Source organism: Microbacterium sp. 8M (genome assembly GCF_902506375.1).
Lineage (GTDB): Bacteria > Actinomycetota > Actinomycetes > Actinomycetales > Microbacteriaceae > Microbacterium.
In genome coordinates, this window is record NZ_LR733284.1 from 1,659,485 (window position 1) to 1,677,475 (window position 17,991).

The window sequence follows — 17,991 nt, forward strand, 5'->3', positions numbered from 1 at the left end:
AATCGACGCGGATCCCGGGACGCGGGCTACGGTGAACCCATGCGGATCGAGTTCGACAGCGACGTGTGGCGGTGGGCCGCGCGCACCGATTCCTGGTTCTTCGCCTCCGTTCCGGAGGAGCTGTCGGCCGAGATCCACGAGCTGCCCGCGCCGCCGCGCGGCTTCTCCTCGCTGCGCGTGCAGGCGCGGATCGGCCTGACCCGCTGGCGCACCTCGATCTTCTACAACGGCAGCGTCTACGTCCTGCCGCTCAAGCGGGCGGTGCGCGAGGCCGAGGGCTTCGGCGAGGGCGACACCATCCTCGTCGACCTCGAGATCCTCGATCTCTGACCGCCGCGGCGCGGGGCGACTGCCTCCTGCGGTGCCGTCTGTCAAGCCGTTGATCCTCGTCGACCTCGCGGGTAGACAGGAGACTCCGAGACACGGTGCACAGGAGGGATCCCATGCGAGTGACAGCGGCGATGCAGTCCCTGATCCGCAAGATCGGGAAGACGAGAGGGCTCGATCCCGCGGCGGAGAAGCTCAGCGGCTGGGTGGACGCCGCGACCCGTTCCCCGGCCGTGAAGAACGCGCTCTCCGGATCCTGGCTCGGCCACCAGGCGCATCCGATGCTCACCGACCTGCCGATCGGCGCCTGGGGCGCGGCCACCGTGCTGGATCTCACCGGTGCGGATCCGGCCGCCTCGCGCCGCCTCGTCGGGCTCGGCATCCTCGCCTCCGCGCCGACGGCCGCCGCGGGCGCCTCCGACTGGTCGGCGATGTACGGACCGGCCAAGCGGGTCGGGCTCATCCACGCTGCCGCGAACGCGACCGCCTCCACCCTGCAGATCACGTCCTGGTTCGTGCGGCGCCGCGGACACCACGGAGCGGGTGCGGTGCTCAGCCTGCTGGGGCTCGGGCTCACCCTCGGCTCGTCGTATCTCGGCGGCCACCTGTCGCTCGTGCGCGGCACCGGCGTCAACCACACCGCCTTCCAGCCGACGGTGCGGCGCTGGACCGACGTCGGCGCCGACGCCGAGCTGGCCGAGGGGGCGCGGACGCGGGTCATGGTGGACGACGTCCCGGTGCTGCTCATGCGCATCAGCGCCCGGCTGCACGCGATCTCCGCCGTCTGCACGCATGCCGGTGGACCGCTGGACGAGGGCGAGCTGGGGGCGGACGGGTGCATCACCTGCCCGTGGCACGGCAGCAGGTTCCGCGTCGAGGACGGCGCGGTCCGTCGCGGGCCCGCCAGCGTGCCGCAGCCGCGCTGGGAGGCGAAGGTCGAGGACGGGCGGATCCTGCTCCGCTCCGCCTGAGCGCATCATGCCGGAGACCGAGGATGCGCGCCCCTGGGTCCCGCCCGACGGCGGGATCGAGGATCTGCGCGCGGCGGCGACGGGCTGTCACGGCTGCGAGCTGTGGCGCGACGCGACGCAGGTCGTGTTCTCGCGCGGATCCGCGTCGGCCCGGATGATGCTCGTCGGCGAGCAGCCGGGGGACCGTGAGGACCTGAGCGGCGAGCCGTTCGTCGGGCCCGCGGGGCGGCTGCTCACCGAGGTGCTCGACGAGGCCGGGATCGCCGAGGACGAGGTGTATCTCACGAACGCCGTCAAGCACTTCCGCTTCGAGCACCGGGGCAAGCGGCGGATCCACGAGAAGCCCGCCGTCGCGCACATCGTCGCGTGCCGGCCCTGGCTGGAGGCGGAGATCGCCGCGGTGCGGCCCGGGGTGATCGTCGCGCTGGGCGCCACCGCCGCCCGCGCGCTGCTGAACCGGACCGTGAGGATCGGCGAGGAACGCGGACGGATCCAGGAATCCGCCGGCCCTTCGGCCTCTCCCGTGCTCGTGACGGTGCATCCGTCCAGCCTGCTGCGGCTGCGCGAGGCGGAGGATCGCGCGCGCGGCCGGCGCGGCCTCGCGGACGATCTGCGCCGGGCGCACGACGTCGTCGCCTGATCCGTCCGCCGGTCGTCGGGAAGCCGGCGGGATCGGCGGGACCGGTGGCCGAAGGCGGGATCCGGCGGGATCTCGTGACGTGCCGACGCGGAGCCGTCGAGGACCGGCGCTCAACGCCGGGCGGGCGCGTCGCCGACCAGCGCGGCCAGCGCCTCGGCGTCGTGGGGTGCATGCCCGAGCGCGTCGTTGTCGAAGTACGCGTACACATCGCGAGGCCGGCCGTCGCCCGTGCCGTCCGCCCAACCGCGGATGTCGTCGGCCCAGCCCCGCAGCTCGGCCGGACGGTAGCCGCTGCGGTAGAGATCCTCCGCGCCGTGCAGGCGGACGTAGACGAAATCGGCGGTGAGATCGTGGAACCGCGGCCATCGGCCGGCGGTGTCGGCGACGACGAGCGCGACCCCGTGCTGCCGCAGGAGCTCGACGCTCTCGGGCGCGGCGAAGGACGCGGAGCGCGGCTCGAACGCGTGCCGCAGGGGTGCGTCGGCGTCGATGGCGAGCCACTCCCTGCCGGACAGGCGCTCATCGTGACGGCGCGCGAGTGCGAGCGCTTCCCCGGTCGAGCGCGGCAGCGCCGCCAGGAAGGAGGCCAGCAGGGCGCGGTCGAAGGAGAGGCGCTCGGGGAGCTGCCACAGGATCGGTCCGAGACGGGCGCCGAGGGCGAGCACCCCGGATCCGAAGAAGTTGGCCAGCGCGGTGTCCGCGTCGCGCAGCCGGAGCATGTGCGTGACGTAGCGCGAGCCCTTGACCGCGAAGAGGAAGTCCTCGGGCACGCTGTCTGCCCACGCGCGGAAGCTGGACGGCCGCTGCAGCGAGTAGAACGTCCCGTTCAGCTCGAGAGTGGAGAAGTGCTCGCCGATGTACGCCAGCTCACGCCGCTGCGGCAGCCCCTTCGGGTAGAAGTCGCCGCGCCAGCGCGCGTAGCGCCAGCCCGACACGCCCACACGCACGCGACCGGTGCGGTGCGGATCCCGTCGCTCCTCCGCGCGGGTGTGCTCTGCAGGCATGCCGACCCCCTCGCTGCGACGGTACTGCGGGGAGGCCGGACGTCCGAGCCCCTTGACGGCGGCGGGTCCGGCGTCGACGCCGGCCCGGCACCGCGCCCTTATCCACAGGCCCGCCATGCACGTTCGGCGGATCTGGGAGGGTGGCCTGCATGGATCTCGCGGGCATCGTCGTCGTGCTGGCGCATGTCGCCCTGCTCGGGATCGGCGCCTGGCTCATCGTCCTCGACATCGGCACGCACCGGCTTCCCGACCGGATCGTGCTGCCGGCCCTCGCGGGTGCGCTGCTGCTCGCGCTCGCCGGGGCGCTGTTCGCGGAGATGGGCTCGCGGATGCTCGGCGCGCTGTGGGGCATGCTGCTGCTCGGCGGCTTCTACGCGCTGCTGCGAGCCCTCGGCCGCGGCGGGATGGGCGGCGGCGACGTGAAGCTCGCCGCCCTCATCGGAGTGGTGCTCGGCTGGCACGGGTGGCAGGCGCTCGCCGTCGGCGCGGCGGCCGCGTTCGTGCTCGGCGCCGGGTACGCGCTCGCCCTCATCCTCCTGCGCCGCGCAACGGGCTCGACCCCCATCGCGTTCGGACCGTGGATGATCCTCGGCGGCGCGCTCGGGGTCGCCGCGGCGTGACCGCGCGCCGGGGGCGACGCCGGGGGATTAGGGTGATCCCATGGCACTCGCACGGCTTCACGGCGGCCCGCTGGACGGGCAGATCATCCCCATCGGATCGGCGGACGACGAGATCGCGATCCCCTATAGCGAGACGCTGCTCGTGTACAACAAGCGCGGCGAGCCGACCCACACGGGTGAGCACGACGGCCCCACCCAGACCGACTACTGGTACCAGGGCTCCCAGGACGACCTCAACCCCGCGGATGTCTGAACCGTCGCGCACCCTCGAGATCGAGCGCAAGTACGACGTCGACGGCAGCACCCTGCTGCCGTCGTGGGACGGGGTCCCGGGCGTCGAGGCGGTGACGGCGGGCGAGGCCCGCGCTCTGGACGCGCGCTACTTCGACACCGCGGCCGGAGACCTCGCCCGTGCAGGCGTGGCGCTGCGGCGCCGCACCGGCGGGCCGGACGAGGGCTGGCACGTGAAGGGCCCTCGCACGGGGGACGGGCGGGTCGAGCTGGGCTGGCCGCTGGGACCGTCCGAGGAGATGCCGCCGCAGGTCGCCGAGGTCGTCGCGCAGTGGACGACGGAGCCGCTGTTGCCGCTCGCCCGCATCGAGAACGACCGCACCGCGTATCTGCTCACCGGCCCCGGCGGTGTGGTCGCCGAGTTCGTCGACGACCGCGTCCGGGCGACCGACCTGCGTCAGGGCGTGCAGCGCGAGTGGCGCGAATGGGAGATGGAGCTCGGCCCTGCGGCGCCCTCGGACGCGGCCGGCCGGAGCGTGTTCTTCCAGGCGGTGGAGCGGGCGGTGGCCGCCGCAGGAGGGCGTCCGTCGCCGTCGGGCTCGAAGCTGGGCCGCGCGCTCGGATTCTGAGCCGGATCCGGCGGGCCTGCCAGAGGCGGACGAGGATCCGCAAGACCCTTCCGACGGTGCCAGGGGCGTGCTTGAGTGGGCACCATGAGCAGCCCCGCGGTGCTGAGGTCCCTGCAGACGGTCGTGCCGGACACGGTCCTGCACCAGAACGAGGTGCGCGATGTGTTCGCGGCGCAGCCGGAGCTGTCCCGGCTCGCGCGGCGCATCGTGACCGCATCCTTCGACGGATCCGGCATCGACACGCGCCGCACCGTGCTCGAAGAGCTCACCCTCGCCGACACCGGGGCGGATCCCGTCTTCTTCGACCGGTCCAGCGGCAGGCTGCTGTCGCCCGCCACCGGCGTCCGCAACGAGATCTACGTGCGCGAGGCGCGCCGCCTGTTCGTCGCCGCCGCGCGTGCCGCCCTCGACGCCGACCCCGAGATCGGCCCGGCCGACGTCACCCATGTGATCACGGTGTCCTGCACCGGCTTCCACGCCCCGGGCCCGGAGTACGAGATCGTGCGCGCCCTGGGCCTCTCCGACGCGGTGCAGCGCTATCACCTCGGCTTCATGGGGTGCTACGCCTCGATGCCCGCGCTGCGCGCGGCGAGCCAGTTCTGCGCCGCGGATCCGGATGCCGTCGTGCTGGTCGTCAGCGTCGAGCTCTGCACGCTGCACCTGCGCTCCTCGGACGACCCGGACGTGATCGTCGCCTCCTCGCTCTTCGCCGACGGGGCGGCCGCCGGCATCGTCACGGCACGTCCGTCCGCGAAGCCGGGCCTGCAGCTGGACCGCTTCCACACCGCGATCGCCCCCGAGGGGGAGAAGGACATGGCGTGGACGATCGGCGACCGCGGCTTCGAGATGATCCTGTCCACGGGCGTCCCGCAGATCATCGGCGAGACGATCGTCGAGGCGCTGCGCCCGCTGTACGCCGGGGAGCTCAGCACCCCGTACCAGGACGGCGCGATCGGCGAGCGGGTGCGGCACTGGGCGATCCATCCCGGAGGGCGCAGCATCCTCGACCGGGTCCAGGAGCGGCTGTCACTCAGCGATGCGCAGCTGCACCCCGCGCGGGAGACGCTGCGGCGCAACGGCAACATGTCCAGCGCCACGGTGCTGTTCGTGCTGCGGCGCATCCTCGAGGAGGAGGGCGCGCGCGACGGCGACCGCGTCTCGGCGATGGCGTTCGGTCCCGGCCTGACGGCGGAGAGCGCGCTGATGACCGTGGTCGGCGCAGAGGGCGATGGGCGCTGACCTCTCCGCGCGCGCGGCGGACGTCCGCGAACTCATGGACGACCCCGACGCGGATCCGCAGACGCTGGAGCGCACGTACCGGCGCTTCGGCGCGGTCAACGCCGTCGTCTCGCGTCCGGGGGCGCTCTACCGTGCGGACGTGCGACCGCGTGCCCGGCGCCGCCGGTCGGCGGCAGGGGCGCCTCTGCGCATCCTCGACGTCGGCGCGGGCGGCGGCGATCTGTGCCGGGCGCTCGCCGCGCGTCTGCGCCGGGACCGCCTCGATGCGGGGATCACGGCGCTCGACATCGACCCGCGCGCGGTGGCATGGGCCCGCGCGCACGACGGCGGCGCCGGCGTCGCGTACCGCTGCGCCTCGGCGGCGGATCTGGCGGAGCGCGGAGAGAGGTTCGACATCGTGCTGTCGAACCACGTGCTGCACCACCTGGACGACGAGGGCCTCGCGGAGATGCTCGCGACCACGCGCGCGCTGGTCGCGCCGCACGGCCTCGTCGCGCATCACGACATCGCCCGCAGCCGGTTCGGCTATGTGGCGTTCGCGGCGGGGACGTGGCCGTTCGCCCGCACTCTGCTCTCCGGATCCTTTATCCGGGAGGACGGGCTGACGAGCATCCGCCGCTCGTACACCGTCACGGAGCTCGCGATGATCGCCCCGCCGGGCTGGGTGGTCCGGGGCGGCTTCCCGTCCCGGCTGCAGCTGCGCTGGGAACAGGACGATGGCGCCTCCTGACCCGGTGCTCGACCACGAGGTCGTCATCGTCGGGGCAGGTCCCGTGGGGCTGCTGCTGGCCTGCCTGCTCGCCCAGGACGGCGTCGACGTGGTGGTCTGCGAGAAGCGGGAGGGGGAGGATCCCCGCAGCCGGGCGATCGGGATCCACCCGCCGGGCCTCGCCGTGCTCGACCGTGCGGGGATCGGATCCGCCGTCCGCGCCGGGGCGCTGGCGCTGGCCGGTGGCGACGTGCTCAGCCGCGGGAGGGTGCTCGCCTCGCTCTCGTTCCCCGCCGAGCGGCCGGTGCTGGTGCTGCCGCAGCAGCGCACGCACGCCCTGCTGCGGGGGCGGCTCGACGAGGTGTCGCCGACGGCCCTGCGGGCCGGCTGCACGGTGCACGGGGTGCGCGACGAGGGCGGTTTCGTGCGCTTGCGGGTCGACGTCGGCGCCCGGCGCCGCGAGCTCACGGCCGCCTTCGCCGTGCTCGCGGACGGCGTGCGCAGCGGGTTGCGCGCCGAGCTCGGTCTGGGGTGGCGGCGCCGCGCCGGCAGGGCCCGGTACGCGATGGCGGACGTGCCGGATCCCACGGCCGGGTCCAGGGCGCTGCTGCACTGCGGTCCGGGGGGACTGGTCGAGTCGTTCCCGCTTCCGGGCGGTCTGCGGCGCTGGGTCGTGCGCACCGTCGAGGGGGAGGACCTCACCACGGCGGACGGATTCGGCGCCGCGATCCGCGCGCGCACGGGGACGGACACGGCGCTCGGGCCCGACGTCGTGCCGGTGTCCTTCCTTGCGGCGCAGCATCTCGTCCGCACCCCGGTGCGGGGCAGGATCGCCGTGCTCGGCGACGCCGCGCACGAGATCAGCCCGATCGGGGGCCAGGGCATGAACCTCGGCTGGATGGACGCCGGCCGCCTGGCGAGGGCGCTGGGCACGGCCCTGGCGCGCCGGGACGCCGAGCTCGGCGACTACGCGCGCGCGACGGTGCGCGCGGCTCGTGCCGCCCAGCGGCGCAGTGCGTTCTACATGTCGATGGGCGCCCCGGCGCCGGTGCCGGCGGCGCGCGCACGGGAGACCCTCATCCGCGCCCTCGGCACGGCGCCGCTGCGTCCCTGGGCTGCGGGCCTGGTCACGATGCGCGGCCTCTGAGCGCGGATGACCCTCTGAGCGCGGACGACGAGGGCCGGCCACGCGCGATGCGTGACCGGCCCCTGGTCCGACCGGATCCGGTCAGAGGTTGATCATGTGGCCCGCCAGGCCGTGGAACGCCTCCTGCAGCGCCTCCGACAGCGTCGGGTGCGTGTGCACGTTGCGGGCGGCCTCGAGCGCCGTGAGGTCCCACTTCTGGGCCAGGGTCAGCTCGGGAAGCAGCTCGGACACGTCGGGCCCGATCAGGTGGCCGCCGATGAGCTCGAGGTGCTCGGCGTCGGCGATCAGCTTGACGAAGCCGACCGGCTCGCCCAGGCCGTTCGCCTTGCCGTTCGCGCTGAACGGGAACTTGGCGACCTTGATCTCGCGCCCCTCGGCGCGCGCCTGCTCCTCGGTGAGGCCGAAGCTGGCGACCTGCGGCTGGCAGAACGTCGCGCGCGGCATCATGCGGTAGTCGCCCAGCGTCATCGTCTCGGCCTTGCCGATGGTCTCGGCGGCGACGACGGCCTGAGCCTCGGCCACGTGGGCGAGCTGCAGCTTGGCGGTCACGTCGCCGATGGCGTAGATGCCCTCGACGTTCGTGCGCATGTGGTCGTCGATGTCGATGGCGCCGCGCTCGGTGAGCTTCACGCCGGTGTTCTCCAGGCCGTAGCCGTCGACGCGGGGAGCGAAGCCGACCGACATCAGGACCTTGCCGGCGGTGATCTCGCCGGGCTGACCGTCGCGGGTCTCGTAGGTGACGTGCACGGAGTCGCCGTTGTCGGTCACGGTCTTGACCGCGGTCGACGTGAGGATGTCGATGCCGAGCTTCTTGTACTGCTTCTGGATCTCCTTGGAGACCTCGACGTCCTCGTTGGGGAGGGCGCGGTCGAGGAACTCGATGATGGTGACCTTGACGCCGTAGTTGGCCAGCACGTAGCCGAACTCCATGCCGATCGCGCCGGCGCCGACGATGACGATCGACTCGGGCAGCTCACGGGTGAGGATCTGCTCCTCGAAGGTGACGACGTTGTCGCTGAGCTGGACGCCCGGCAGCAGGCGGACCGTGGACCCGGTCGCGATGATGACGTTGTCGAAGGTGACCTCCTCGGTCGACCCGTCCGCCTTGGCGACGGAGATCGACTTCGGGCCGGTGAAGGTGCCGCGACCCTCGTACTCGGTGACCTTGTTCTTCTTCATCAGGAAGTGGATGCCCTTGACGTGGGTCTCCGCGACCTTGCGGCTGCGGTCGAACGCCGCACCGAAGTCGAAGTGCACGTCACCGGAGATGCCGAAGAAGTCGGCCTTGTGGGTGAACGTGTGGGCGATCTCGGCGTTCTTGAGAAGCGACTTCGAGGGGATGCACCCCACGTTGAGGCAGATGCCGCCCCAGTACTTCTCCTCGATGATCGCGGTGGACAGGCCGAGCTGGGCGCTGCGGACGGCGGCGACGTAGCCGCCGGGGCCAGCGCCGAGGATGACGACGTCGTAGTGTGGCATACCCTCAGCCTACCGTTCGGCGGCCCAGCCCCGGGCGGGCGTCCGCAGGCCGGATCCGGCTCCCGATGGCGGCGGCCTTCCGATAGGCTGGAACGCCAGAGGAGGGGTGCACAGTGACTGAGAACGACGTTCCCGAAGGCGCCGTCCGACGCGGCGGAGAGCCCGCGCATGACACCACGCAGACGTTCGGACACGACTCCGATCTGTCCTTCGTCCCGTTCGGCGCCGAGCTGACGCAGGTCGAGCAGGCGGCCATCGCCGCACTCCCTTCGGGCTCGGCGCTGCTGCTGGTCCGCTCCGGCGCCCTCGCCGGGGCCCGCTATCTGCTCGACAGCGCCGTCACCACGGTCGGGCGGCACCCGGAAGCCGACATCTTCTTCGATGACGTGACCGTCTCCCGTCGTCATGCCGAGGTCATCCGCACCGGCACCGCGTTCGAGATCATCGATCAGCGCTCGTTGAACGGCACCTACGTCAACGGCGAGCGCGTCGACCGCAGCGAGCTGCGCAACGGCTACGAGGTGCGGGTCGGGAAGTTCCGGCTGAACTTCTTCGCCTCGCCCGTGGACCTCGCGCAGGCGAACGACTGATGGCGGCGTCAGCCGCCGAGCGCGCCGCCCCGACCGGGCTGCTGAGCATCGGCCAGGTTCTCGCGCGCCTGACGCCGGAGTTCCCCGACGTGCGGGCCTCGAAGCTCCGCTTCCTCGAGGAGAAGGGGATCGTGAATCCGGTGCGCACCGCATCCGGATATCGCAAGTTCTCCGCGGCCGATCTCGAGCGGATCCGCATCGCCCTCACGCTGCAGCGCGACCAGTACCTGCCGCTCAAGGTGATCCGCGAGCACCTCGACGCGCTCGAGGCCTCGGGCGGCGCGCCCGAGCTGCCGGCGTCGATCGTGCACGGCCCGCGCCGCTACCGCCGCGACGAGCTCGTCACCGCCGCGGGGGCCACGCACGCTCTGCTCGGCGACGCCGTCTCCAGCGGCATGCTGCCGGCCGCCGAGGCGTACCCCGAGTCCGCGGTCGCCCTGCTGCGCGCCCTGGTCGCCCTGGACGGGCACGGCATCGGACCGCGCCACCTGCGGCCGCTGCGGCAGAGCGCCGAGCGTGACGTCGCCCTGGTGCAGTCCGCGCTGTCGGCGCTGCTGCGGCGCACCGACACGCCGTCGCGGGCGCGCGCCAGCGAGATGGCCCCGGAACTGGCCGCCCGGCTGGACGAGGTGCGCATGCTGCTGGTGAAGGACGGCATCGGCCGGCTGCTGTCGTAACGAACTGATTGCGACACACCCTCCGCAGCAGCCGGATGTCATTGTCGCCGGTGCCCCGCTGTTCTAGCGTGGAGTCATCGACTTTCAGGTTGTGGTTGAAGGATTTCGTGCCTTCAGGATGAGGAGGATGCCATGAGCGCCGAGGAACGTGGCGACGGGCCGTCGTTCGGAGACGATCTCCTCTTCACCGACGGCCTCCCGGCGATGGACGACGAGGTGGGCTACCGCGGTGCGGTGGCCGCTCGTGCCGCCGGCATCACCTACCGCCAGCTGGACTACTGGGCCCGCACCGAGCTGGTCGTCCCGACCGTGCGCGGGGCGAGCGGATCCGGATCCCAGCGCCTCTACGGCTTCCGCGACATCCTCGTGCTCAAGCTCGTCAAGGAGCTGCTGAACACCGGCATCTCGCTGCAGCAGATCCGCACCGCCGTCGATCAGCTCCGCGCCGCGGGGATCCGCGACCTCGCCGGCACCACGCTGATGAGTGACGGCGCCTCCGTCTACCTGTGCACCTCGAACGACGAGGTCATCGACCTGCTCAGCCGCGGTCAGGGCGTCTTCGGCATCGCCGTGGGCAAGGTGTTCCACGAGGTCGAGGCCACGCTCGTCGAGTTCGACGCGCTGGTCCCCGAGCCGATGGACGACCTCGCCGCGCGCCGCGCCCGCCGCTCCGCCTGAGCGGTCCCACGACGAAGAAGAGCCGGTCCCCGAGGGGGCCGGCTCTTTCCGTGCGCGTGACCGTCGAGACCCGGCGGTCTCAGACGCGGGTGTCGTCGGGCAGCGCGATGCGTCCGGTGCGGATCACCCGGTCCAGCAGCGTGTCGAAGTCGGCCGCGAGCTCCTGGGCGGAGTCGCCGGGCCAGATGTGCAGCGGCTTCGCGGCGCCCTGCGCCTGCTGCAGCGACGTGCGCTCGGGCAGCTGCGGGCTCAGCACCAGCGGTCCGAACATGTCGCGCAGCTCCTTGATGCGGAACTGGTGCTCGATCGACTGCGGGCGCACCCGGTTGACGACGATGCCGAGCGGCTGCAGGCGGGGGGAGAGGCCCCGGCGGATCTCCTCGATCGCGCGCAGGGCGCGGTCGGCGGCGGCGACGGAGAACAGCCCCGGCTCGGTGACGACCATGACGCGGTCGCTCGCCGCCCAGGCGGTGCGGGTGAGCGCGTTCAGCGAGGGCGCGCAGTCGATGAGCACGAGGTCGTAGTCGGCCTCGACGGCGGCGAGCGCCTCCTCGAGCTTCCAGACGTCGCGCACGCTCGGGTGCGGACCGTCGAAGTTGATCGCGGACGGGCTGCCGATGAGCACGTCGATGGTCCCGGGGTGCACCTTCGCCCAGCCGGAGGAGGTGATGGCCTGGCGGACCACCTTCTCCTTGGGGTTGGCCAGGACATCGGCGATGTTGAGCCGCCCGGCGACCTGGATGTCCATGCCGGTGGACACGTCGGACTGCGGGTCGAGGTCGACCACGAGGGTCCGGACACCGCGGGCGAACGCCGCAGAGGCGAGGCCGAGGGTCACGGTCGTCTTGCCGACACCGCCCTTGAGGGAACTGACGCTGAGTACGTGCACGGAGACCACGTTACCTTCCTCTAGGCTGAGGACACACTCAGCCCCCCGATGCGCGTCGCCGCGCAGAACAGTGTTCGAGGTGCCCATGTTTCAGAAGATCCTTGTGGCCAACCGCGGTGAGATCGCCATTCGCGCGTTCCGAGCGGCGTTCGAAGTGGGAGCGAAGACCGTCGCCGTCTTCCCCTGGGAGGATCGCGGATCCCTCCATCGCCAGAAAGCGGACGAGTCCTACCAGATCGGCGAGGTCGGCCACCCGGTGCGGGCCTACCTCGACGTGGACGAGATCATCCGCGTGGCGAAGGAGAGCGGTGCGGACGCGATCTACCCGGGCTACGGCTTCCTCTCCGAGAACCCGGAGCTCGCCGCCCGGGCTGCGGAGAACGGGATCGCGTTCATCGGCCCGCCGGCGAAGGTGCTGGAGATGGCCGGCAACAAGGTGACCGCCAAGCAGCACGCCGTGGCGGCCGGCGTCCCGGTGCTGCGCTCGACCGAGGCGTCCGACGACGTCGATGCGCTGGTCGCGCAGGCCCCGGACATCGGCTTCCCGATCTTCGTCAAGGCGGTCGCCGGCGGCGGGGGCCGCGGCATGCGGCGCGTGGAGACCCTCGGCGATCTCGCCCCGGCGCTGGCCGAGGCGATGCGCGAGGCGGGGAGCGCCTTCGGCGACCCGCGGGTCTTCCTCGAGCAGGCCGTGCAGCGCCCACGCCACATCGAGGTGCAGGTGCTCGCCGACGCCACCGGGAACACGGTGCACCTGTACGAGCGCGACTGCTCGGTGCAGCGCCGCCACCAGAAGGTGGTGGAGATCGCCCCGGCGCCGAACCTGGACGACGCGATCCGGACGGCCCTGCACGGCTACGCGGTCGCCTTCGCCCGCTCGATCGGGTACGAGAACGCGGGCACGGTCGAGTTCCTGCTGGAGACGGAGGGCGAGCGCGCCGGCGAGGTCGTCTTCATCGAGATGAATCCGCGGATCCAGGTCGAGCACACGGTCACCGAGGAGGTGACCGACGTCGACCTCGTGCAGTCGCAGATCCGGATCGCGGCCGGCGAGACGCTCGCCGACCTCGGCCTGGAGCAGGACGACATCCAGCTCCGCGGTGCCGCGCTGCAGTGCCGCATCACGACCGAGGACCCGGCGCAGGGCTTCCGCCCCGACACCGGACGGATCACCACCTACCGCTCGCCGGGCGGCGCCGGCATCCGCCTGGACGGAGGCACCACGGCGGCCGGATCGCAGATCAGCCCGCACTTCGACTCGATGCTCGCCAAGCTCACCTGCCGCGGCCGCGACTTCCCCGCCGCGGTGGCCCGCGCCAAGCGTGCGCTGGCGGAGTTCCGCATCCGCGGCGTCGCCACCAACATCCCGTTCCTGCGCGCCGTGCTGGACGACCCGGCGTTCGTCGCCGGCGACCTGTCCACTCTGTTCATCGAGGAGCGGCCGCAGCTGCTCACGACCAACCCGTCGCGGGACCGCGCGACCCGGCTGCTGAACTGGCTCGGCGACGTCACGGTGAACCGCCCGTACGGCGACAAGCCGCTGTCGCCGTCGCCCGGCAGCAAGCTGCCGAAGATCGACCTGAGCGCCGAGCCGCCGGCCGGTGCCCGGGATCGGCTTCTCCAGCTCGGACCGGGGGGCTTCGCCCGGGCGCTGCGCGAGCAGACCGCGCTCGCGGTGACCGAGACGACGTTCCGCGACGCGCATCAGTCCCTGCTCGCCACCCGGGTGCGCACGCGCGACCTGGTGCGCGTGGGCCCGCATGTGGCGCGGATGACGCCGCAGCTGCTCTCGATCGAGGCCTGGGGCGGCGCGACCTACGACGTCGCGCTCCGCTTCCTCGCCGAGGACCCATGGGAGCGGCTCGAGGCGCTGCGCAAGGCGATCCCGAACATCCCGCTGCAGATGCTGCTGCGCGGGCGCAATACGGTGGGGTACACCCCGCGCCCGGTCGAGGTGACGAACGCCTTCGTGCACGAGGCCGCGACCACCGGGGTGGACATCTTCCGGATCTTCGACGCGCTCAACGACGTGTCGCAGATGCGTCCCGCGATCGACGCGGTCCTGGAGACCGGCACGGCCGTCGCCGAGGTCGCGCTCTGCTACACCGGCGACCTGCTGGATCCCGCCGAAGACCTGTACACACTCGACTACTACCTGCGGCTCGCGGAGCAGATCGTGGAGTCCGGCGCACACATCATCGCGATCAAGGACATGGCGGGCCTGCTCCGGCCGGCCGCGGCGGCGCGGCTCGTGGGCGCGCTGCGCGAGCGGTTCGACCAGCCCGTCCACGTGCACACGCACGACACCGCGGGCGGGCAGCTCGCGACCCTGCTGGCCGCCAGCGCGGCCGGGGCCGACGCGGTCGACGCGGCCGCGGCGCCCATGTCGGGCACGACCAGTCAGCCGTCGCTGTCCGCGCTCGTGGCCGCGCTCGCGCACACGGAGCGCGACACCGGGCTGGACCTGCAAGCGGTCACCGACCTGGAGCCCTACTGGGAGGGGGTGCGCCAGCTCTACCGCCCGTTCGAGTCCGGACTGACCGCGCCCACCGGACGCGTGTATCACCACGAGATCCCGGGCGGGCAGCTGTCGAACCTCCGGCAGCAGGCGATCGCACTCGGCATGGCCGACGACTTCGAGCGCATCGAGGACATGTACGCCGCGGCGGACCGGATCCTCGGCCGGATCCCCAAGGTGACGCCGTCGTCGAAGGTCGTCGGCGACCTCGCCCTGGCGCTGGTGGCGGCGGGAGCGGATCCCGCCGACTTCGAAGAGAACCCGCAGAACTACGACGTGCCCGATTCCGTGATCGGCTTCATGGCCGGCGAGCTGGGAGACCTGCCCGGGGGATGGCCGGAGCCCTTCCGCAGCAAGGCGCTGGCCGGACGCACGGTGTCGGTCGACGTCGTGCCGATCTCGGCGGAGGAGCAGCAGGCGCTGGAAGGGGAGAGCCTCGAACGCCGGCGGGCGCTGAACCACCTCCTGTTCCCCGGACCGGCCGCGGAGTTCGAGCGCAACCGCGCGGCGTTCGGCGATCTGTCCGCCCTCGGCACGCCCGACTACCTGTACGGCCTCGTGCCCGGCGAGGAGCACGTCGCGGAGATCGATCCGGGCGTCCAGCTCTACGTGGGCCTGGAAGCCATCGGCGAGGCAGATGAGAAGGGCATCCGCACGGTCATGACCACCCTGAACGGGCAGCTGCGGCCCGTGTTCGTGCGGGACCGCTCGATCGCGGTGGATGCGCGCGAGGTGGAGAAGGCCGACACCTCGAAGCCCGGCCAGGTCGCCGCGCCGTTCTCCGGAGTGGTGACCCTCAAGACCGAGATCGGCGCGACGGTGCGCGCCGGCGAGCCCGTCGCCTCGATCGAGGCGATGAAGATGGAGGCGGCGATCACGGCACCCGTCGACGGCGTCGTCGAGCGGTTCGCCATCGCCGCGACGCAGCAGGTCGACGCCGGGGATCTGCTCGTCGTCATCCGCCCGACGCAGACGGCGTGACGATCCGGGCGGGCGTCAGGATCAGTCGTCCGCCCGGATCCCGCGTCCGGTGCGCGTGCACGCACGTGCACTAATCTTGTGCGGGCGATGCGCTCCTCAGAACGCGTCGCGGGGGAGAAGCAGATCATCATGAACACAGAACGCAGAAACACGCCGAGCGAGGACGCCGAGGATTCGCTCGGGGTCCTCGACAGCGCCGGCGCCATCGGCACGGCCGACCTCGGCCTGCTCGGCGAGACCACCGCGCAGGTCCCTGTCGCGCTGCCCGTCGCCGACGAGGACGATCTCGTCGACGACGACGTCACCGAGGGCGAGGCGTTCACGGATCTCGTGCTCGAGGCCGACCCGGCCGCATTCGTGCGCGACGACGGCATCGGCCGGATCCACGAGGGACCGGGGAGCGCGGACATAGTCATCGAGATCCCCGCGGTCGCCGCGGAGGAGACCGTCGTCGCGGAGCTCGTCGAGAACGAGGACACCGTCGAGGACACCGCGCACGTCGATGCGCCGGCCGATGCCGCGGGCGAGAAGGCGGAGCCGGTCACGACGGAGCCCGTGGACGGGCGGGCGACCGTCGACGCGCGGGACCTCGCGCACGAGCCGCAGCCCGTCGTCGAGCAGGAAGCTGTCGTCGAGCGGGAACCGGCCACCGAGTCCGAGCCCGCCGATGAGCACGAGCCCGTTGACGAGTCCGAGCCCGTCGACGAGCACGAGCCCGTCGACGAGCTGCCGCCTGTCGTCGAGCCCGAGCCCGAGCCCGAGCTCGTGGACGAGCGAGAGCCGGTTGCCGAGCCGGAGCCGGTGGACGAGCCGGAGCCAGTGGACGAGCCCGTGGCCGAGCGAGAGCCCGTCGTCGAGCAGGATCACGGGGCGGAGCAGGAGCCGGCGGTCGAGCCGTCGCCCGACGATCGGGCGGATGCCGAAGGCGAGACGGGCGCCGGCCGGATCGACGCCGGAGCCGTGCGCGACCAGGGCGCCGACGCCGCGCCGCGCGACACCGCCGCGGTCACCGTCGCCGAGACGGTGACCCAGGACACCGCGGCAGCTCCGCGCGAGGCCATCGTGCTCCGCGCCGTGGAGCCGCGCCCCGCGCCGGCGTCAGTGGCGCTCAGCGCACCCGTCGCCCCGCTGCAGGAGGAGACCATGACCGACGACCATCACGTCCGCGCACCCGAGCCCGAGCTGGCCTCGCGCCGGCTGGATCAGCTGGGCGACCGGGAGCGCGAGAGCGCCGATCTGCTCACCGCGGACCGGCTGCTGGACACGTCCCGGCTCGCCGCGCCCGAACCGGAAGGGCTGTGGAGTCACCTGCTCTACACGATCTCCGGGCGCCGCATCAACCTCGGCGACGGCAAGCGCGCCCAGCAGCGCAAGGCGCTGAGCGCCCGCATCGCCGCGCCCCTGCCCGGCAGCGCCCGCTTCGTGCCGGTGCTGAGCCGCAAGGGCGGGGTGGGCAAGACCACTGTCACGGCGCTGCTCGGCATGGCTCTCGCGGACGCCCGTGAGGACCGGGTCATCGCCGTGGACGCGAATCCGGACCGCGGCACGCTGGCCGACCGCATCGCACGCACGAACAGCAAGACCGTGCGCGATCTCGTGCGCATCCACGATCAGGTCACGGGCTACCACGACATCTCCGCCGTGGTGTCGCGGGACGCCACGCGCCTCGACGTGCTCGCCTCTGACACCGACCCGCGCGTGTCCGAAGCGTTCAACGACGAGGACTACGACCAGGTCGCGTCGGTCGCCGCGCACTACTACTCGCTCGTGCTCACCGACACCGGCACCGGCATCGTGCACGCGGTCATGGGAGCGACGCTGGATCGCGCCGACACGCTCGTCGTCGTCGCCGGTCTCAGCGTCGACGAGGCGCGGCTCGCGTCCGAGACGCTCACGTGGCTCGAGACCAACGGCTACGCCGACAAGGTGCGCGAGGCCGTCGTGGTGCTCAACCAGTCCACGCCGGGCGCGCCGATGGTCCGCCTGAGCGAGCTCGAGGCGCACTTCCGCACCCGCGTCGCGCACGTGCTGCGCATCCCCTACGACCAGAGCATCGCCGCGGGGAGCGCGATCTCGTTCTCCGCGCTCCAGCCGCAGACCCGGCAGGCGGCGCGCGAGCTGGCGGCCGTCGTGGTCGAGGGCCTGAGGGCGCAGGCGGCCTGATGACGGTTCGCGAGATCCGACTGTTCGGCGACCCGGTGCTGCGCACGGTGTGCGCCGAGATCGAGACCATCGACGACGGCGTGCGCGCCCTCGTCGCCGACCTCGTCGACACCGTCGAGCTGCCCGGACGGGCCGGCGTCGCCGCGCCGCAGATCGGCGTGGCGCTGCGGGCGTTCAGCTACAACATCGACGGCGACATCGGCTATGTGCTGAACCCCGTTCTCACCGAGGTGCGCGGCGAGCCCGTGCCCACCGGTGAGGGCTGCCTCTCGGTGCCGGGGCTCTGGCACGATGCGCTGCGCTATCCGTGGGCCCGGGTGGAGGGCATCGACCTCGACGGGGAGCCCGTGGTGCTGGAGGGGGAGGGGCTGCTCGCACAGGCGCTGCAGCACGAGACCGACCATCTCGACGGCCGGGTCTACCTGTCCCGGCTCGACCCCGAGACGCGCAAGATCGCCATGCGCGAGGTGCGCGAGAGCTCCTGGTTCTGATACGCGAC

The 17,991-nt window shown here is 72.4% G+C and carries 18 protein-coding genes; 15 read left to right on the forward strand and 3 right to left on the reverse strand.

What is annotated here, in order from left to right; genetic code table 11:
- Positions 1-39 precede the first annotated feature (39 nt).
- The 3 genes from AERO9AM_RS07860 (at position 40) to AERO9AM_RS07870 (ending at position 1,938) form a co-directional block, all read left to right on the forward strand.
- A complete protein-coding gene (locus AERO9AM_RS07860) occupies positions 40-330 on the forward strand; it encodes a DUF1905 domain-containing protein (protein ID WP_159575638.1) in 291 nt (96 codons plus the stop codon).
- Between the two features lie 113 nt (positions 331-443).
- Positions 444-1,298: a Rieske 2Fe-2S domain-containing protein gene (locus AERO9AM_RS07865; RefSeq protein WP_201298606.1), complete on the forward strand. Its 855-nt coding sequence runs from the start codon at positions 444-446 to the stop codon at positions 1,296-1,298.
- 7 nt (positions 1,299-1,305) lie between these two features.
- On the forward strand, positions 1,306-1,938 hold the full coding sequence (locus tag AERO9AM_RS07870; RefSeq protein ID WP_159575639.1) for a UdgX family uracil-DNA binding protein: 633 nt from the start codon (positions 1,306-1,308) through the stop codon (positions 1,936-1,938).
- 110 nt (positions 1,939-2,048) lie between these two features.
- On the opposite strand, the gene AERO9AM_RS07875 is transcribed toward AERO9AM_RS07870, so the two are convergent.
- Positions 2,049-2,942 carry a DUF72 domain-containing protein gene (locus AERO9AM_RS07875; RefSeq protein ID WP_159575640.1) on the reverse strand — a complete coding sequence of 298 codons (894 nt, stop codon included), beginning with the start codon at positions 2,940-2,942 and terminating at the stop codon, positions 2,049-2,051.
- Between the two features lie 149 nt (positions 2,943-3,091).
- Between AERO9AM_RS07875 and AERO9AM_RS07880 the strand changes: the two genes are divergently transcribed.
- The 6 genes from AERO9AM_RS07880 to AERO9AM_RS07905 all read left to right on the forward strand — a co-directional run bounded on the left by AERO9AM_RS07880 (position 3,092) and on the right by AERO9AM_RS07905 (position 7,517).
- Entirely contained in the window at positions 3,092-3,562 is a 471-nt protein-coding gene (locus AERO9AM_RS07880; protein WP_159575641.1) for a prepilin peptidase, read from the forward strand.
- A 40-nt stretch (positions 3,563-3,602) separates the two neighbouring features.
- Complete coding sequence (locus AERO9AM_RS07885; protein WP_159575642.1) at positions 3,603-3,815, forward strand: response regulator; 213 nt, start codon at positions 3,603-3,605, stop codon at positions 3,813-3,815.
- Positions 3,808-4,422 (forward strand): CYTH domain-containing protein, encoded by a 615-nt coding sequence (locus AERO9AM_RS07890; protein WP_159575643.1) that lies wholly within the window; start codon positions 3,808-3,810, stop codon positions 4,420-4,422. The genes AERO9AM_RS07885 and AERO9AM_RS07890 overlap by 8 nt, the downstream gene beginning before the upstream one ends.
- Positions 4,423-4,506: 84 nt before the next feature.
- Positions 4,507-5,661, forward strand: coding sequence for a type III polyketide synthase (locus AERO9AM_RS07895; RefSeq protein ID WP_201298607.1), 1,155 nt, complete (start codon positions 4,507-4,509; stop codon positions 5,659-5,661).
- Positions 5,651-6,391, forward strand: a complete 741-nt coding sequence (locus tag AERO9AM_RS07900) for a methyltransferase domain-containing protein (protein WP_159575644.1) — start codon at positions 5,651-5,653, stop codon at positions 6,389-6,391. Before AERO9AM_RS07895 ends, AERO9AM_RS07900 begins: the two co-directional genes overlap by 11 nt.
- On the forward strand, positions 6,378-7,517 hold the full coding sequence (locus tag AERO9AM_RS07905) for an FAD-dependent oxidoreductase (RefSeq protein WP_159575645.1): 1,140 nt from the start codon (positions 6,378-6,380) through the stop codon (positions 7,515-7,517). Before AERO9AM_RS07900 ends, AERO9AM_RS07905 begins: the two co-directional genes overlap by 14 nt.
- An 81-nt stretch (positions 7,518-7,598) precedes the next feature.
- Here AERO9AM_RS07905 and lpdA read toward each other — a convergent pair whose 3' ends face one another.
- Entirely contained in the window at positions 7,599-8,996 is a 1,398-nt protein-coding gene (gene lpdA, locus AERO9AM_RS07910; protein WP_159575646.1) for a dihydrolipoyl dehydrogenase, read from the reverse strand.
- Positions 8,997-9,109: 113 nt separating this feature from the next.
- Here lpdA and AERO9AM_RS07915 point away from each other — a divergent pair, with 113 nt between their 5' ends.
- The 3 genes from AERO9AM_RS07915 (at position 9,110) to AERO9AM_RS07925 (ending at position 10,941) form a co-directional block, all read left to right on the forward strand.
- Positions 9,110-9,586, forward strand: a complete 477-nt coding sequence (locus tag AERO9AM_RS07915) for an FHA domain-containing protein (protein ID WP_159575647.1) — start codon at positions 9,110-9,112, stop codon at positions 9,584-9,586.
- Positions 9,586-10,263, forward strand: coding sequence for a transcriptional regulator FtsR (gene ftsR, locus AERO9AM_RS07920; RefSeq protein ID WP_159575648.1), 678 nt, complete (start codon positions 9,586-9,588; stop codon positions 10,261-10,263). Before AERO9AM_RS07915 ends, ftsR begins: the two co-directional genes overlap by 1 nt.
- Positions 10,264-10,395: 132 nt before the next feature.
- A complete protein-coding gene (locus AERO9AM_RS07925; protein WP_159575649.1) occupies positions 10,396-10,941 on the forward strand; it encodes a MerR family transcriptional regulator in 546 nt (181 codons plus the stop codon).
- A gap of 79 nt (positions 10,942-11,020) precedes the next feature.
- On the opposite strand, the gene AERO9AM_RS07930 is transcribed toward AERO9AM_RS07925, so the two are convergent.
- Entirely contained in the window at positions 11,021-11,830 is an 810-nt protein-coding gene (locus AERO9AM_RS07930) for a ParA family protein (RefSeq protein WP_045252454.1), read from the reverse strand.
- 85 nt (positions 11,831-11,915) lie between these two features.
- Between AERO9AM_RS07930 and AERO9AM_RS07935 the strand changes: the two genes are divergently transcribed.
- The 3 genes from AERO9AM_RS07935 (at position 11,916) to AERO9AM_RS07945 (ending at position 17,983) form a co-directional block, all read left to right on the forward strand.
- Positions 11,916-15,329, forward strand: coding sequence for a pyruvate carboxylase (locus AERO9AM_RS07935; protein ID WP_159575650.1), 3,414 nt, complete (start codon positions 11,916-11,918; stop codon positions 15,327-15,329).
- Between the two features lie 129 nt (positions 15,330-15,458).
- On the forward strand, positions 15,459-17,492 hold the full coding sequence (locus tag AERO9AM_RS07940; RefSeq protein WP_159575651.1) for a MinD/ParA family ATP-binding protein: 2,034 nt from the start codon (positions 15,459-15,461) through the stop codon (positions 17,490-17,492).
- Entirely contained in the window at positions 17,492-17,983 is a 492-nt protein-coding gene (locus AERO9AM_RS07945) for a peptide deformylase (protein WP_159575652.1), read from the forward strand. Before AERO9AM_RS07940 ends, AERO9AM_RS07945 begins: the two co-directional genes overlap by 1 nt.
- Positions 17,984-17,991 lie beyond the last annotated feature (8 nt).

What these genes read in the sequence shown, in the direction of transcription:
- AERO9AM_RS07860 (WP_159575638.1), top strand. Translation starts at nt 40, where the DNA reads ATGCGGATCGAGTTCGACAGCGACGTGTGGCGGTGGGCCGCGCGCACC.
- AERO9AM_RS07865 (WP_201298606.1), top strand. Translation starts at nt 444, where the DNA reads ATGCGAGTGACAGCGGCGATGCAGTCCCTGATCCGCAAGATCGGGAAG.
- AERO9AM_RS07870 (WP_159575639.1), top strand. Translation starts at nt 1,306, where the DNA reads ATGCCGGAGACCGAGGATGCGCGCCCCTGGGTCCCGCCCGACGGCGGG.
- AERO9AM_RS07875 (WP_159575640.1), bottom strand. Translation starts at nt 2,942, where the DNA reads ATGCCTGCAGAGCACACCCGCGCGGAGGAGCGACGGGATCCGCACCGC.
- AERO9AM_RS07880 (WP_159575641.1), top strand. Translation starts at nt 3,092, where the DNA reads ATGGATCTCGCGGGCATCGTCGTCGTGCTGGCGCATGTCGCCCTGCTC.
- AERO9AM_RS07885 (WP_159575642.1), top strand. Translation starts at nt 3,603, where the DNA reads ATGGCACTCGCACGGCTTCACGGCGGCCCGCTGGACGGGCAGATCATC.
- AERO9AM_RS07890 (WP_159575643.1), top strand. Translation starts at nt 3,808, where the DNA reads ATGTCTGAACCGTCGCGCACCCTCGAGATCGAGCGCAAGTACGACGTC.
- AERO9AM_RS07895 (WP_201298607.1), top strand. Translation starts at nt 4,507, where the DNA reads ATGAGCAGCCCCGCGGTGCTGAGGTCCCTGCAGACGGTCGTGCCGGAC.
- AERO9AM_RS07900 (WP_159575644.1), top strand. Translation starts at nt 5,651, where the DNA reads ATGGGCGCTGACCTCTCCGCGCGCGCGGCGGACGTCCGCGAACTCATG.
- AERO9AM_RS07905 (WP_159575645.1), top strand. Translation starts at nt 6,378, where the DNA reads ATGGCGCCTCCTGACCCGGTGCTCGACCACGAGGTCGTCATCGTCGGG.
- lpdA (WP_159575646.1), bottom strand. Translation starts at nt 8,996, where the DNA reads ATGCCACACTACGACGTCGTCATCCTCGGCGCTGGCCCCGGCGGCTAC.
- ftsR (WP_159575648.1), top strand. Translation starts at nt 9,586, where the DNA reads ATGGCGGCGTCAGCCGCCGAGCGCGCCGCCCCGACCGGGCTGCTGAGC.
- AERO9AM_RS07925 (WP_159575649.1), top strand. Translation starts at nt 10,396, where the DNA reads ATGAGCGCCGAGGAACGTGGCGACGGGCCGTCGTTCGGAGACGATCTC.
- AERO9AM_RS07935 (WP_159575650.1), top strand. Translation starts at nt 11,916, where the DNA reads ATGTTTCAGAAGATCCTTGTGGCCAACCGCGGTGAGATCGCCATTCGC.
- AERO9AM_RS07940 (WP_159575651.1), top strand. Translation starts at nt 15,459, where the DNA reads ATGAACACAGAACGCAGAAACACGCCGAGCGAGGACGCCGAGGATTCG.
- AERO9AM_RS07945 (WP_159575652.1), top strand. Translation starts at nt 17,492, where the DNA reads ATGACGGTTCGCGAGATCCGACTGTTCGGCGACCCGGTGCTGCGCACG.